General features: G+C 61.6%; 14 protein-coding genes. 9 read left to right on the top strand and 5 right to left on the bottom strand.

The window, feature by feature from the left end:
• A partial coding sequence (locus ACESNB_RS02025; RefSeq protein WP_373003049.1) for an FAD-dependent oxidoreductase occupies nucleotides 1–108 on the bottom strand: 108 nt, incomplete at its 3' end.
• Nucleotides 109–146: 38 nt separating this feature from the next.
• Nucleotides 147–404 carry a hypothetical protein gene (locus ACESNB_RS02020; RefSeq protein WP_373003047.1) on the bottom strand — a complete coding sequence of 86 codons (258 nt, stop codon included), beginning with the start codon at nucleotides 402–404 and terminating at the stop codon, nucleotides 147–149.
• Between the two features lie 203 nt (nucleotides 405–607).
• Between ACESNB_RS02020 and ACESNB_RS02015 the strand changes: the two genes are divergently transcribed.
• From ACESNB_RS02015 to ACESNB_RS01995, 5 genes are all read left to right on the top strand, one after another.
• The gene (locus ACESNB_RS02015) at nucleotides 608–1,669 is read left to right on the top strand and encodes an extracellular solute-binding protein (RefSeq protein ID WP_373003045.1); all 1,062 of its coding nucleotides are present in this window, start codon (nucleotides 608–610) and stop codon (nucleotides 1,667–1,669) included.
• 5 nt (nucleotides 1,670–1,674) lie between these two features.
• Nucleotides 1,675–3,288, top strand: coding sequence for an ABC transporter permease (locus ACESNB_RS02010; protein WP_373003043.1), 1,614 nt, complete (start codon nucleotides 1,675–1,677; stop codon nucleotides 3,286–3,288).
• Nucleotides 3,285–4,310, top strand: a complete 1,026-nt coding sequence (locus ACESNB_RS02005) for an ABC transporter ATP-binding protein (protein ID WP_373003041.1) — start codon at nucleotides 3,285–3,287, stop codon at nucleotides 4,308–4,310. The genes ACESNB_RS02010 and ACESNB_RS02005 overlap by 4 nt, the downstream gene beginning before the upstream one ends.
• Before the next feature lie 92 nt (nucleotides 4,311–4,402).
• Entirely contained in the window at nucleotides 4,403–5,836 is a 1,434-nt protein-coding gene (locus tag ACESNB_RS02000; protein ID WP_373003039.1) for a M48 family metalloprotease, read from the top strand.
• A 95-nt stretch (nucleotides 5,837–5,931) separates the two neighbouring features.
• Nucleotides 5,932–6,675: a DsbA family protein gene (locus ACESNB_RS01995; protein WP_373003037.1), complete on the top strand. Its 744-nt coding sequence runs from the start codon at nucleotides 5,932–5,934 to the stop codon at nucleotides 6,673–6,675.
• Here ACESNB_RS01995 and arfB read toward each other — a convergent pair.
• Entirely contained in the window at nucleotides 6,672–7,106 is a 435-nt protein-coding gene (arfB, locus tag ACESNB_RS01990; protein WP_373003035.1) for an alternative ribosome rescue aminoacyl-tRNA hydrolase ArfB, read from the bottom strand. The genes ACESNB_RS01995 and arfB overlap by 4 nt on opposite strands.
• A 104-nt stretch (nucleotides 7,107–7,210) precedes the next feature.
• Here arfB and ACESNB_RS01985 point away from each other — a divergent pair, with 104 nt between their 5' ends.
• The 4 genes from ACESNB_RS01985 (at nucleotide 7,211) to ACESNB_RS01970 (ending at nucleotide 10,949) form a co-directional block, all read left to right on the top strand.
• Complete coding sequence (locus tag ACESNB_RS01985) at nucleotides 7,211–7,753, top strand: RcnB family protein (protein ID WP_373003033.1); 543 nt, start codon at nucleotides 7,211–7,213, stop codon at nucleotides 7,751–7,753.
• A gap of 447 nt (nucleotides 7,754–8,200) precedes the next feature.
• Nucleotides 8,201–9,049, top strand: coding sequence for a 3-deoxy-8-phosphooctulonate synthase (gene kdsA / locus ACESNB_RS01980; RefSeq protein WP_373003031.1), 849 nt, complete (start codon nucleotides 8,201–8,203; stop codon nucleotides 9,047–9,049).
• A gap of 4 nt (nucleotides 9,050–9,053) precedes the next feature.
• Nucleotides 9,054–9,608, top strand: coding sequence for an rRNA large subunit pseudouridine synthase E (locus ACESNB_RS01975; RefSeq protein ID WP_373003029.1), 555 nt, complete (start codon nucleotides 9,054–9,056; stop codon nucleotides 9,606–9,608).
• A 93-nt stretch (nucleotides 9,609–9,701) separates the two neighbouring features.
• Entirely contained in the window at nucleotides 9,702–10,949 is a 1,248-nt protein-coding gene (locus ACESNB_RS01970) for a mechanosensitive ion channel family protein (protein WP_373003027.1), read from the top strand.
• 31 nt (nucleotides 10,950–10,980) lie between these two features.
• On the opposite strand, the gene ACESNB_RS01965 is transcribed toward ACESNB_RS01970, so the two are convergent.
• A complete protein-coding gene (locus tag ACESNB_RS01965) occupies nucleotides 10,981–12,183 on the bottom strand; it encodes a serine hydrolase domain-containing protein (protein ID WP_373003025.1) in 1,203 nt (400 codons plus the stop codon).
• A gap of 133 nt (nucleotides 12,184–12,316) precedes the next feature.
• The coding region (gene clpA / locus ACESNB_RS01960; RefSeq protein WP_373003023.1) for an ATP-dependent Clp protease ATP-binding subunit ClpA at nucleotides 12,317–14,408 on the bottom strand (2,092 nt) is incomplete at its 5' end.

The raw sequence follows: 14,408 nt of genomic DNA, 5'->3' as shown, positions 1-14,408 counted from the left end.
GAACAGCGTCACATGCGCGCCCCGCTTCGCCAGTTCCCAGGCGCAGGACAGGCCGATTATGCCAGCGCCAATGATGGCAATGCGCGGGGAGGAAAGGCTCGGGCTCATTGAGGCTATCTAGGGCACTCGGGCCCGCGGTGAAACGCCTAGGCCGCCGTCGCCTGAAGTTTTTGCTCTTCCCAGAAGTCCAGGAATGCATCGGCCCAGGTCCGGTCCTGGAAGATCAGCTGTTTGCAGATGCGTCCATTTGGCTTGAAGGTAGTGAGAACCATCATGTCAGGCGCATCCAGTTCTGAACCATTTTCGTCTGAATCCAGCATGCCGGCAAAGAAGTCGATCGCCATTTCCCACAATGCCTGTTCCTCTGGCGTCCCCAGATCCAGGTCGACTACGACGTCATTCATCCCCACCACCCCTGTTATTCTGACCAGAGCGAATTTCTTGTTTACCCCAAAATACGGATTTATTTGAGTCCGTTCCGGGGGAAGAATCCAATACTCGTTGGCACTGTGCAAGTTTTGGGCAAAACGTCGCTCCCCTTGATACGTTGCGATTCATTCTCAACTATGTTTGATAGGCCCGGATCAGACAAGGACAGCGCAAGCCAATGAAATTTCCAGCTATTCTCGCCGCAGCGCTCGTTGTGGCTGCGTGTGGAAAGCCAGCAGCGCCAGGGGCCACGCCTGCAGATTTTGCAGCAGAACCCACGGTTCAAAGCACCGGCACCCTGAACATCTACTCGGCGCGCCACTATGATTCCGACAAGGTGATGTACGATACGTTCGAGAAGGAGACCGGCATCCGTGTCCGTTTCCGCGAGTCCGGTGCCCCGGAACTCATCGAAACCATGAAAGCCGAAGGCGATGCCAGCCCCGCAGACGTGATTATTGCGTCCGATGCCGGCACACTATTCCGCTTCCAGGACGCTGGATTCACGCAAGGCATTCGATCCGAAACGCTGGAAACGGCGATTCCAGCGCATTTCCGCGAACCTGACGGCAATTGGTTCGGCCTCGCCAAACGCGCCCGGATCATCGTGTACGATCCGTCCCGCCTCCAGCCAGACGACGTTAACCAATATTCAGACCTTGCCGATGGCAAGCTTCACGGCGAAGTCTGCATGCGGTCCTCCTCGAACATCTACAACCTGTCGCTGATGGGCGAATTCATCGGGCGCTGGGGTTTGGACAAGGCCGCCGCATGGGCGCGCAATGTCGTGGCGAACTTTGCCCGGCCGCCTCAGGGCGGTGACACGACCCAGATCGAGTCCATAGCGGCGGGCGAATGTTCGGTCGCGCTTATCAACCATTATTACTGGGTCCGGATGGCGACCGGCACCGATGCCGAAAAGGCCAAGACAGCCAAGACCAAACTCTCCTTCCCCGAACAGGACGGCGTCGGCACGCATATCAACGTCACCGCTGCTGCCGTTGCCGCGCATGCCCCGAACAAGGACAATGCGGTCCGATTCATCGAATGGCTGACCACGCCCGAGGGCCAGAAACTGCTGACAGACGAGACCAAGGAATTCCCGATGATCGTCGGCGTGCCGCTCCCCGACGGCCTCGAAGCCCTGCCTGACTTCAAGCAGAGTCAGTTCCCGCTCCAGCAGCTGGGCGAGAACCAGGCCGAGGCGCAGGAAATCTACGACCGGGCCGGCTGGAACTGATCCGCTTGGCCGGGATTCTCCCCCTTCGCAACCTTGCCATCCGCGCAAGTGACGGGCCCGCCTTCGTGGCGGGCCTTGTCATTGCCGTGCCCGTGGCGGCAACACTGGTGGCCGGGTTGATCTTCGGCGGCGGCGACGCATGGATTCATATCCGCGACACGCTCCTGACCGGCTATGTCCTCGGCACGGTCGGCACACTCGCCCTGACCGCCGTATTGATGCTCGCTCTCGCCGTCCCGACCGCCTGGCTCATCACCATGTACCGCTTTCCGGGCCGCGGCCTGTTCGAGTGGCTGCTCATCCTGCCCCTCGCTGCGCCCGGCTATGTCCTTGCCTATGCCTATGGCGACCTCATGGGTGTCGGCGGCCCGGTCCAGTCGGCGATCCGCGGAGCCACCGGTCTCTCGGCCCGCGACTTCTGGTTCCCGGACATTCACTCCCTGCCCGGCCTCGCCTTCATCCTCGCGCTAACGCTGTATCCCTATGTCTACCTCACCGCCCGCGCCGCCTTCATCTCCCAGTCTGTCTGCTCGCTCGAAGCGGCCCGCAGCCTCGGCGCTAGCGCCTCACGCAGCTTCTGGCGCGTCGCCCTGCCCGCAGCCCGGCCCGTCATCGCAGCCGGCCTCGCCCTCGCCCTGATGGAAGCGGCTGCCGATTATGGCGCCGCCGAATACCTCGGTGTGCCGACGCTGACCTTTGGCATCGTGCGCGCCTGGACGAGCTTCGGCGAGCCGGCCACCGCCGCCCGCCTCGCCCTCGTGCTGCTCAGCCTCGTGCTCAGCCTGGTCCTTTTCGAGCGCTGGAGCCGGGGCCGGCGCGGTAGCCAGGCGAGCTCAAACCGTTGGCGCCAAGTGGACCGACTACCCCTCTCCCGCCCCCTTGCCACCGCCGCAACCACCCTGTGCACCACCCTGTTCACAGTCGCCTTTGGCCTACCTGTCGGACGCCTCATCTGGCGCAGCCTCGAATCCAATGAGGCTGTCGCACCTGTCGGACAGGCGCTCATCAATACACTGATCCTGTCGGGCACAGGCGCCGCCCTCGCCTTCGTCCTGGCCCTTATCATAGCCCTGTCCCAGCGCGCCGCCGGGCCACTGCCGCGCTTCGCCCGCCTCGCCGCTTCCTCGGGATACGCCATCCCCGGCGCCGTCCTCGCCATGGGCGCGCTCGTCGTCCTCGGCCTCCTCCCCTTCACCCTCACCGGCGCCTCTGCCCTGATCGCCCTGGCGTGGGTATATGCCAGTCGTTTCACCGCAGCCGGGGCCGAACCTATGGTCGCCGCGCTGGCCCGTGCACCCGCCTCCCTCGGCCAGGCCGCCGGCAGTCTCGGCGCCTCGCCCCTGCGCCGGGCAAGGGAAGTCGACCTGCCGATTGCCCTCTCTGGCGCCACGGCTGGCGCCCTGATCCTGTTCGTGGAATCGCTCAAGGAATTGCCCGCCACGCTCATGCTGCGCCCGTTCAACTGGGATACATTGTCAGTCCGCGCCCACGCCTATGCGTCGGACGAACGCCTCGCAGCCGCCGCCCTGCCGGCCCTCCTCATCACCCTTGCCGGCCTTGTCCCCGTCATCTTCCTCTCCTGGCGTCTCTCCCGCGCCCGCCCCGGTGCCCCCACATGACACCCACACCACCCCCAACCTCCCTCTCGGCAACGGGCGTCAGCCGCCTGTATGATGGTCTTGCCGTGGTCTCAGGCGTCTCTCTCGACCTCGCTCCCGGCGCCATTACGGCTCTGCTGGGCGGATCAGGCGCCGGAAAATCCACGCTGCTTCGCCTGTTCGCGGGACTCGAGCCCGTCGACGCAGGCGACGTGCGCCTGGGCGACACGATCTTGTCCCGGCCCGGTTACACCCTGCCTCCGGAAAAGCGCCACATCGGATTGATTTTCCAGGACTTTGCACTCTTCCCTCACCTCACGGCGCTGCAAAACACCACGTTCGGCCTTGCCCACCTGCCACGCGAGGAAGCCCGCGCCATCGCCACGCAATGGCTGTCGCGGCTTGGTCTCAGTGCCCGCAGCAGTGCCTATCCCCACGAGCTGTCCGGCGGCGAGCAACAACGCGTCGCCATCGCCCGCGCCCTTGCGCCCAAGCCCGCCGCTATCCTGATGGATGAGCCTTTTTCCGGCCTCGACCCGTCCCTGCGCGGCAGCGTCCGTCAAGAGGCGCTTGATGCGGTGCGCGCCGCAGGAATCCCGGCGCTTCTCGTCACGCACGATCCCGCCGAGGCGCTCGAAAGCGCCGACCACATCGCAATCATGAAAGCGGGCCGCATCCTGCAGCAGGGCAAAGCCAGTGACGTCTATCTCAAGCCCCAGGGCGCCGACATTGCCGCCGCGCTCGGACCGGTGAACCGGATCGCCGGAGGCGACATTCCACCGGGGCTGCTCAGTCAACCGGTCGCTCAGGACAGGCTGGTCGTCATCCGACCCGAAGGCGTGATCCCCGATGTGACCGCCCCTGTCAGGGCCCGTGTCATCGCCAGCCGCCTCACGGGTCCGATGTCTCGGCTCGTGCTCGATATCGGGAATCTCCAGCTCACATCGCTGGTACCACGGGGCCTCGCCCCTGAGGTTGGCAGCGAAACAGGCATACAGATCGACCCGGAACTTGCGTTCATCTTCGCGTCATGTGATTCCTGACAAATGAGTCATGGATGTTGCTTCCCCCTCGCCAATACCGGCGCGCCTGCTTAAGTTCAGGGGGTTGGTATCACCTAGAGGAGACGCCTTATATGGCGCGACACTTCCTGCGACTTGCTGCTACGGCCATGGCCGCCGTCGCCTTTGCCGTGACGGCGTCGGCGCAAGGACTGATCCGCGACGCCGAGATCGAGGAAACCCTGCGGGAGTGGACCGATCCGATCCTCGAGGTCGCGGGTCTCACACCGGCGGATGTCGGCTTCTACATCATCAATGACCCGAGCCTGAACGCATTCGTCGCGAACGGCCAGAATATCCACCTCCATACCGGCCTGATCATCGCGGCGGAATCCCCGGCGCAGATCAAAGGCGTCATCGCACACGAAACCTGCCACATCGCCTGTGGCCACAGCGTCAGCCGCCAACGGGCCGCCGAAGTCGCATCGCGCCCGGCGCTCATCTCGATCGGTCTCGGCATCCTGGCCATTGCAGCGGGTGAAGGCGGTGCCGGTGCCGCCCTGATCGGCAGTTCCCAGCAATTTGCGGCGCTCAATTTCTTCGTTCACACGCGCTCGGAAGAATCCATGGCCGATGCCGCCGCCGTCGAATACCTGACACGGCTGCACCAATCGACCGGCGGCATCGTCGAGTTCTTCGAGAATTTCCGGTATCAGGAAGTTCTCTCCAACGCGCGTCGTTACCCTTATTTCCGTTCACACCCGCTCGCGTCGGACCGTATTCGTGCCGTGCGCGACATGGCCGAAAAATCCGGCCTGATGAATGAACCGCCGACACAACGCGAGCAGCTGCAATACGAGATGATGCGCGCGAAACTGATTGGCTTCCTCGATACGGCCAATAAAGTGCGCAATGAGTACCCCGCCAGCGATGACAGCGCACCAGCCCACTATGCCCGGTCCATCGCCGCGCTCCAGGCCTCCGACATTGATGTTGCCCTCAAGGAGGTCGACCTTCTCCTCGCGTCGCAGCCGGACAATCCCTACTTCTACGAACTCAAGGGCCAGATCCTCTTCGAAAGTGGCCGCACCGCTGAATCCGTCGCGCCACACAAGCGTTCGCTCGAACTCAAGCCTGGCCAGCCCCTGCTGCTGATCAACTATGCCCGCTCCCTGAATGCCCGCGACGAGCCGGGCGATGTCGAAGCAGCCGAATCCGCGCTGCGCGACGCGCTGATAGCCGAGCCGGAAAACGCCTTTGCCTGGGCCCAACTGGCCATCACGCTGGAAAAACAGGGCCGCAGGGCAGAAGCCCAGCTCGCTACTGCAGAGTCGGCTTATTCGATCGGGGACATCGTTCGGGCGAACCTGTTTGCACACCGCGCCGTCGACCAGCTTGAGCGTGGCACGCCGACCTACAGGCGGGCCGACGACATCCTGCTGATCACCGACCCCAGCAATCCGGACAATCGGGATTTCTACAATCGCGCCAATCGCGGCCCCCGGTTTTCAGTCCAGACAAGCGGTCGCGACATGCCATTCGGCAATTTCACAACTGACGGTCGCTGATCAACTTTCTGTCAGGCGCAATAGACGCTGTGTGGGCCGATCGTATAGATGGCGCCAAGCATTGCTTCGGATTCAAGAATTGAGAAGGCCTATCCATGATACGCAAACTGTTCACTGCAGCGGCGCTGACCGCTATCGCCCTGACGCCCGCTTGCGCTCAGGACTCGACATCCAGCAAAATGGACCGCGCCGAAATCGAACAGATCGTCCGCGAATACATCCTCGAAAACCCTCAGATTATTGAAGATGCGCTCGTCGCGCTGGGTGAGCAGCAGCGCGACGAAGCAGCCGCCGCCGCACAAGCAGCGATCAAAACCCACAAGGACAAGCTTTACAGCCTTGCCAGTGATCATTTCATTGGCCCCGCCGATGCCAAGGTCACCGTCGTGGAATTCTTCGATTACCGTTGCGGTTACTGCAAGCGCTCAGTCGACGCGATCCAGGCATTGCCTGCCGAGTATGACGGCAAGGTTCGCGTCGTATTCAAGGAATTGCCGATCTTTGGCGGCATCAGCGAGACAGCCTCCCTCGCCGCCCTGGCGGCTGGCAAGCAGGGCAAGTACAATGCCATGCACATGGCCTTGATGGGCCTGAAATCGAATGATGACCTGACCGAAAAGCGTATCGATTCCCTCGCAGAATCGATCGGGGTCAACGTCAAGAAAATGCGCGCTGACATGAAGTCCATGGAAATCCAGCAACAGCTTTCCGACATGAAGGCGTTGGGCCGCGCGCTCGAAGTCGGCGGCACGCCCGGCTTCTTCGTCGGCAACACGCATATTGAGGGCGCCGATACAGCCAAACTGACCGCTGCCATCAAGGCAGAGCTGGGCAGCTAATCGTCAGACTCGACACTGCCGCGCAGGGACTTGATTTCACCCCGGCGTTTTTTCGATGCAATACGACGCCGCACGCTGCCGGCCGTGGGCCGTGTCGCAACGCGCCGCTTCGGACGGATTGACGCTTTCAGGATCATCTGGGCGAGACGTTTGCGAGCAGCCTCGCGATTCATCGGCTGGCTGCGGTGCTCGCTCGCCTCGAGGATCAAGCGACCGTCATTTGTGATCCGGCTGCCATAGAGCTTCGTGAACCGTGCCTTGACGTCAGCCGGCAGGGAAGATGCCTCGACGTTCCAGGTCAGCTGGACGGCAGACGACACCTTGTTGACGTTCTGGCCGCCCGGCCCCGAAGCGCGTACAAAGGCTTCGCTCAGTTCCCAGGCGGGCACTGTCAACTCACCTGATACGCGAAGATCGCCGAATTCGGACATGCTGGACCTTTAACATGGTGTTCAGGTGGAGTTCAGCCCGCAACCGTTAAAACTTGCCTCAAGATCGCGCCATTGTGCGGTCATCTACAGGAGGCGAGAGCGCCATGAATCTGTTGAAGAACCTTGCACGCCTGATCGCGGCGGCAGCCACAGTCGGCCTGCTAGCCGCGCCAATCGCCAGCGCCGATCAAGGGCGACGCGGCCATGACAATCGTGGCGGAGATTATTCGCGCGGACATGATGATCGCGGAAGCAATCGCGGTCATGACTATCGCGGTGATCGTGGTCGCCATGACAACTATCGCCACCATGACCGCAAGCGCGATCATTATCGCCGGCCACCGCCGCGCCATTACAGCCATCATCCTTCCCACGCCTACTACGCCCCCCCACCGCGCTACTATGCGCCCCCACCCCGGTATTACGCCCCGCCGCCCCACTATTATGCGCCGCGCCATTCGGTCGGCGGTTACTACCAACCTCACGGGCAAACGGTGTATATCCGCGACTACAACCAATACGGCCTCTATGCGCCGCCACGCGGCTACTACTGGGCTCGCGATTATGACCGAGGGGATGCGATCCTCGCCTCCGTGGCCACCGGTGCCATCATCGGTCTCGTCATCGGTGTGATTGCTACCAACTAGCCTAACTGACTGAATTTTCAGCACTTGAGGAACGCCCGGATGCCACGTCCGGGCGTTTTTCGTTTCGGTATCCAAAAGATCGCCGGAAATGCGTCATGTTTACTTTTAATTGGTGCAAATCATGCTTAACTTTGAGTCGTCCCGGATGGCCCTGGACAAAGTTCGTGCAAGCAGCACGTTTGAAAGGAGGTGATCCATGTCGAGTGAGAAACCAGATGAGGCCGTTGGGTCTGTGTCCTATGGTGTCTGGCTGGAGCAGCCTCCCGTCAGTACGTAGAGACATGGTAGGGCCGCTGTGACGCCGCCCGGACCTGACTTGCCCCATGGGCTCACGGAAGCCGCCCCTCGACAGGGCGGCTTCTTTGATTCTGCGCGTGAACGACGCGGGTTACCTTGTCGCCAAAACAGGGCTATCTGCCTGCGCAGGAACTTTTGGGAGAGACGATCATGTCAGCGCTGACTCACGCGAAATCCGGATGGGCCATCGGCAAGGGAAAGCCACTCGCCGTCATTGCCGGCCTGAACGTGCTGGAAAACAGGGCGCTCGCGCTGACCGTCGGCGCCCAGTTGAAAGCCATCTGCGCTGAACTCGGCCTGCCTTACGTGTTCAAGGCGAGCTTCGACAAAGCCAATCGCTCTTCCATCCATTCCTATCGCGGCCCCGGACTGGAAGAGGGCCTGAAAATCCTGAAGGAAGTGAAGACCGAACTGGACGTGCCGATCTGTACCGACCTGCACACGGCCGAACAGGCCGAGCCTGTTGCGGCCGTTGCTGACATTGTCCAGATCCCCGCCTTCCTCTGCCGGCAGACCGATCTCGTGGTCGCGACGGCCCGCGCCACGGCCAAGGCTGGCGGCATCGTTCAGGTTAAAAAGGCCCAGTTCATCGCACCGTGGGACACGAAGAACATCGTCACCAAAATCGGTGAAGCATCCGACGTCGGCGTCATCCTGTGCGAGCGCGGCTCCAGCTTCGGGTACAACAACCTCGTGGTCGACATGTTGGGCATTCCCGAAATGCAGAAGCTCGGCTGCCCTGTCACGATCGACGCCACTCATGCCGTTCAGCTGCCCGGCGCGGACCCCCGCACTGGCGGCGCCTCGACCGGTGGCCGCCGCGACGGCGTGGCGATCATCGCCAAGTCCGCCGTGGCTGCGGGCGCTGATGGCGTGTTCCTCGAATTTCACACTGACCCTGACGCCGCCCTGTGCGATGCACCGAGCTGCCTGCCCGTGTCTGAGGCCAAAGCCCTTCTGACCACGCTCAAAGCCCTGCACGAGGTGGTTCAGGGATAGGCCGATGTCGCGCCTTATCCTGTTCAACAAGCCCTTTGGCGTGCTGTCACAATTCACCGATGAGGGTACAGCAGGATCGCCGCGCAAGACCTTGTCCGACTTCATCGACGTGCCGGGCGTCTATCCCGCCGGCCGACTCGACCAGGACAGCGAGGGCCTGCTTGTCCTCACCGATAACGGCCAGCTGCAGAATCGCATCAGCGACCCGAAATTCAAGCAGCCAAAAACCTACTGGGCGCAAGTTGAAGGCGTGCCTGATGGTGCTGCTTTGCAGGACCTGTGTTCTGGTGTGGTGCTGAAGGATGGCAAGACCGCCCCCGCCAAGGCCGAAGCCATTCCGGAACCCGAGAACCTATGGCTTCGCGATCCGCCGATTCGTTTCCGTAAGTCCGTGCCTGACAGCTGGATCAGCCTCACCATCACCGAAGGTCGCAACCGCCAGGTCCGCCGCATGACCGCAGCCGTCGGCCACCCCACCCTGCGCCTCATCCGTGCGCAAGTCGGCGATTGGCGTCTAGGGGAGCTTCGCCCCGGCGAGTGGCGCGCCATTGCCGTCTAACCGCCACGCCCTTCACACGCGCCCGCAGCCAAGCTAGCAAATGGCGTAGCCCCGTCATCGGTCCTGCAACCGGACGTCACCCAGGAGATTTCCTTGGCCATCATTACCCTCCCAACATGGTTCGACGACAACGCACCGCAATGGGCGAAAGACACCGTCATCTATATAGGGACCATCTGGAACCAGGGTGCCTATGGCCTGACCTATGGCGAGATATTCACTTCAGTCGTCATCGTGTTGATCGCGCTTCTGGTCCGTGGCCTGTTTGCACGAATTGTCGCGACAACCGTCATGCGTCTCACGTCCGGTACGAAGACGCGGCTCGATGATGCTCTTGTCGATTCGGTTTCGACACCGCTGAAGCTTGTACCTGTCATTATCGGTATCTATATCGCCCTGCAGGTCACGGATATTTCGGGCGATGCCGAGATCTACGTCACCCGCATCCTGCGATCCATCATCACATTGGTCGTGTTCTGGACACTGGCGCGCGCGGTAAATGCGTTCGAGTTCATTTTGGGCAACCTGCGCGACGCACTGTCATCAGCAGCCGTCGACTGGATGGTGAAAGCGCTTCAAATCATCCTCGTCATCCTCGGCCTCGGCGCCGTGGCCGATCAATGGGGTATCCAGATCGCGCCGCTTCTGGCTGGCCTCGGCGTACTGGGCATTGCGGTCGGTCTGGGCGCGCAGGACCTGTTCAAGAACCTCATCTCGGGCATCCTCATCATTACCGAAAAGCGGTTCGTGCCGGGCGAGTGGATTCGCGCCGATGGCGTGGTCGAGGGCACCGTGGAGAAGATCAACTTCCGTTCAACGCTCGTTCGCCGTTTCGACAAGAGCCCCGTCTATGTGCCCAACAGCGCCTTGTCCGATGCCGCTGTCACCAATTTCTCGCGTATGACTTACCGGCGCATCAAATGGGTTGTCGGCGTAGAGTACCGCACCACGGTCGACCAGCTGAAATATATCCGTGACGAGATCGAAGCTTGGCTGTGGAACGATCCCCGGTTCGCCAAGCCACCCGAGGCGGCCCTGTTCGTGCGAATCGACAGTCTGAATGCCAGCTCGATCGACTATCTGATCTATGCTTTCACCTATACGAAAGACTGGGGCGAATGGCTGGAAATCAAGGAAGAGTTTGCCGTTGCGGTGATGGATATCATCGCACGGGCCGGCACGGATTTCGCCTTCCCGAGCCAGACAGTCTACCTGCAGCAAACCGATCCACCGGAAATCATGGCGCCGCCAGCGCGCAGCGAAAGCACAGAGCGCGCCCGCAGGGCGATTGAGAATACCAGGCAGCCGCGCGGCATAGGCGAGGTCGACAAGGACAACTGACGCCGTCATCGACTTCGCCAAACCGAAAGCGCTACCGCACCCAGGCGCCCGGTTGATTGGTGCGATAGCCGAGCGCCTTATAGGCTGCGTCGATCAGGCTCTGGCCACGATCATTGACGAGCAGGCCGGCGCCCATCTGGTTCATCGTATAGCTGAAGGCGAGGCCGCATTCAGGATCAGCGAAGCCGATTGAACCGCCTGCGCCGACATGACCAAACGCATCATTGCCCATGATCGCGGTCATCTGGTCGCCAGCCGGATAGGCGCGGTTGTCCATCGACTTCATGAAGCCGGAAGCGAATCGTGTCGGCACCAGCAGTGTCGCATCGCGCTGCGTGGCGGTCGACACCATGCCCATGCTGGCCAGCCGGTCCGGCGAGACAAGGCTGCCGTCATTGCAGGCGAGCGGCGTATACATCGCGACCTGTCCGCGCGCGTTCGAGAGGCCTCCGGCGCCGCCGATCTCGGCCTTGTGCGCCTCTGGATCGTTCGGGTTCCAGCCGCCGGAATTCATGAAGGAGAGATGCTGGATCGACGCCGGATCCGTCATCAGCAATTGCGTGAACTCGGTCGGAACATCGCCGTCCTTGGGGACATAAGTCAGGATTGGCGCGATGTGCGGCTTTTCACTGTCGGGCAAGCCAATCCAGAATCGCGCGCCGGTTGGCCCGGCCACTTCCTCGGCGAAGAAGGAGCCGAGCGACTTGCCGGAAACGCGCCGCACCAGTTCGCCTACCGTCCAGCCGAAATTGACCATGTGATAGCCATTGCGCGTGCCAGGCTCCCAGAACGGTTCCTCGTCCTGCATGCGGCCGATCATGTAATCCCAGTCATTGAACCCGCCGGGCTTCACGGGGCCCCGCAGCGCCGGCAGTGCGCTTTCATGGTTCAGCATCATCTGGACTGTGGTCTTTTCTTTGCCGTTCTTTGCAAACTCGGGCCAGTAGTCAGAGACGAGCGCGCTCCGCTTCAGGAGGCCCCGGTCGATCAGGATATGCGCGCACAGCGCGGTCGCCGCCTTCGTGCACGAAAACACGATGGACACTGTGTTCTCTTGCCAGGCATCGCCCGTCCCGGCATCTGCCACCCCGCCCCAAAGATCGACCATGGTCTCGCCGTTCACCGAAAGGCAAACCGACGCGCCCACTTCGCCGCGCTCGGCAAAATTGCGTTCGAACTCCTCCTTCAATTCCGCAAATTTTGGATCGCAGCTGCCTTTAACCGTTCCGGCCATTTCATCTCTCCCTGAATTTTGTCTTTGCTTTGGACGGACTTTAGCTTCCGCCCTCCAAAAAGCGAGACAAATGAAAAGGCCGCCCGGCATGGCAGGGCGGCCTTTTTATTCTTTGATGTTCCCGAAGCGCCGATCAGGCGGTCTCTTCGGCACTGTCCTTCTTGGCGGAGCGCTTCTTGGCCGGCTCGGCGGCATATTTGAACGCGAGTTTTTCCTCGTCCTTCTTGTCGATATCGATCTTGACCAGACCGCCCTTCTGAAGCTTGCCGAACAGCAACTCCTCAGCCATCGGTTTCTTGACATGCTCCTGGATCGTGCGGGCGAGCGGCCGCGCGCCCATGTCCGGATCGAAGCCGCGCTTGGCCAGCCAGTCGCGTGCCGCCTTGGTGATTTCGATCGCGACGTTGCGATCTTCCAGTTGCACTTCAAGCTGCAGGATGAACTTCTCGACCACCCGGTCGATAATTTCCGGCGTCAGGCCGCCGAACACGATAGTTGCATCGAGACGGTTGCGGAATTCCGGCGTGAACAGACGCTTGAGCGCCTCTTCCTGCTCGTCGTGTTTCTTGCCACGCCCGAAGCCAATGGCATTCTTCGATGCATCCGATGCGCCCGCATTAGTGGTCATGATCAGGATGACATTGCGGAAGTCGACCTTGCGGCCATTGGCATCCGTCAGCGCGCCATTGTCCATGACCTGAAGCAGGATGTTGAACAGGTCCGGGTGGGCCTTCTCGATCTCGTCGAGCAGAAGGACACAATGCGGATGCTGGTCGACGCCGTCGGTCAGCAGGCCGCCCTCGTCATAACCGACATAGCCCGGAGGCGCGCCGATCAGGCGGGAAACGGTATGCCGCTCCATATATTCCGACATGTCGAAGCGCAGCATCTCCACGCCCATGATGGACGCGAGCTGCTTGGCAACTTCGGTCTTGCCGACGCCGGTCGGACCGGTGAACAGGTAGGAGCCGATTGGCTTGTTCGGCTCGCGCAGGCCAGCCCGGGCGAGCTTGATCGCCGCCGACAGAGCGGTGATGGCAGCATCCTGACCGAACACGACACGCTGCAAATCCGTATCAAGTGACTTCAGTGCGATCACATCGTCGCTCGACACCTGCTTGGGGGGAATGCGCGCGATCTTGGCGACCACAGCTTCCACATCGCGGATGCCGACTTGTTTCTTGCGTTTGTTGGCCGGCAACAGCCATTGCGCTGCGCCCGCCTCGTCGATCACGTCGATCGCCTTGTCTGGCAGCTTGCGGTCTGTGATATAGCGGTCCGATAATTCCACAGCCGCTTTGATCGCATCGTTCGTGTACCGCAGGCCGTGGAAATCCTCGAAGCGGGATTTCAGCCCCGTCAGGATCTTGATCGCATCCGGCACGGTCGGCTCAACCACGTCGATCTTGCGGAACCGGCGCGACAGGGCGCGGTCCTTTTCGAAGTGCTGCTTGTATTCCTTGAACGTCGTCGAGCCCATGCAGCGCAGGCCGCCATTCTGAAGCGCGGGCTTCAGCAGGTTCGACGCATCCATGGCACCGCCCGATGTGGCACCGGCGCCGATGATCGTGTGGATCTCATCAATGAACAGGATGGCTTTTTCCTGTTGCTCAAGTTCCTTCATCACGGATTTGAGGCGTTCCTCGAAATCACCGCGATAACGCGTGCCGGCCAGCAGTGCGCCCATGTCGAGCGACCAGATGATCGCTTCGTCCAGGATTTCCGGCGCTTCGCCATCAACAATGCGCTTGGCGAGCCCTTCAGCGATAGCCGTTTTGCCGACCCCCGGGTCGCCCACGAGAATCGGGTTGTTCTTGTTGCGGCGGCAAAGCACTTCAATGCAGCGGTTCACCTCCATGTCGCGACCGATCAGCGGATCGATCTTGCCGGCGCGTGCCTTTGCATTGAGGTTCACGCAATACGCATCGAGCGCCTCGTGCCCCTGCTTCACGGCTTCTTCTTCGCCCCCTTCGGCGCCGCGCGGGCTCGTCGGGCGAGACATGCCGGGCTGTTTGGCCACGCCATGCGAAATGAAGTTCACGGCATCATAGCGGGTCATGTCCTGCTCTTGCAGGAAGTAGGCAGCATGGCTTTCGCGCTCGGAGAAGATCGAGACCAGCACATTGGCGCCAGTCACTTCATCGCGGCCCGAGCTTTCGACGTGCAGGATTGCGCGTTGGACAACGCGCTGGAACGCGGCGGTCGGCTGCACGCGCCCTTCGCTT

Origin of the sequence: Hyphomonas sp. (assembly GCF_041689225.1) — a bacterium.
Lineage (GTDB): Bacteria > Pseudomonadota > Alphaproteobacteria > Caulobacterales > Hyphomonadaceae > Hyphomonas.
This window is presented reverse-complemented; position numbering and strand designations above follow the sequence as displayed.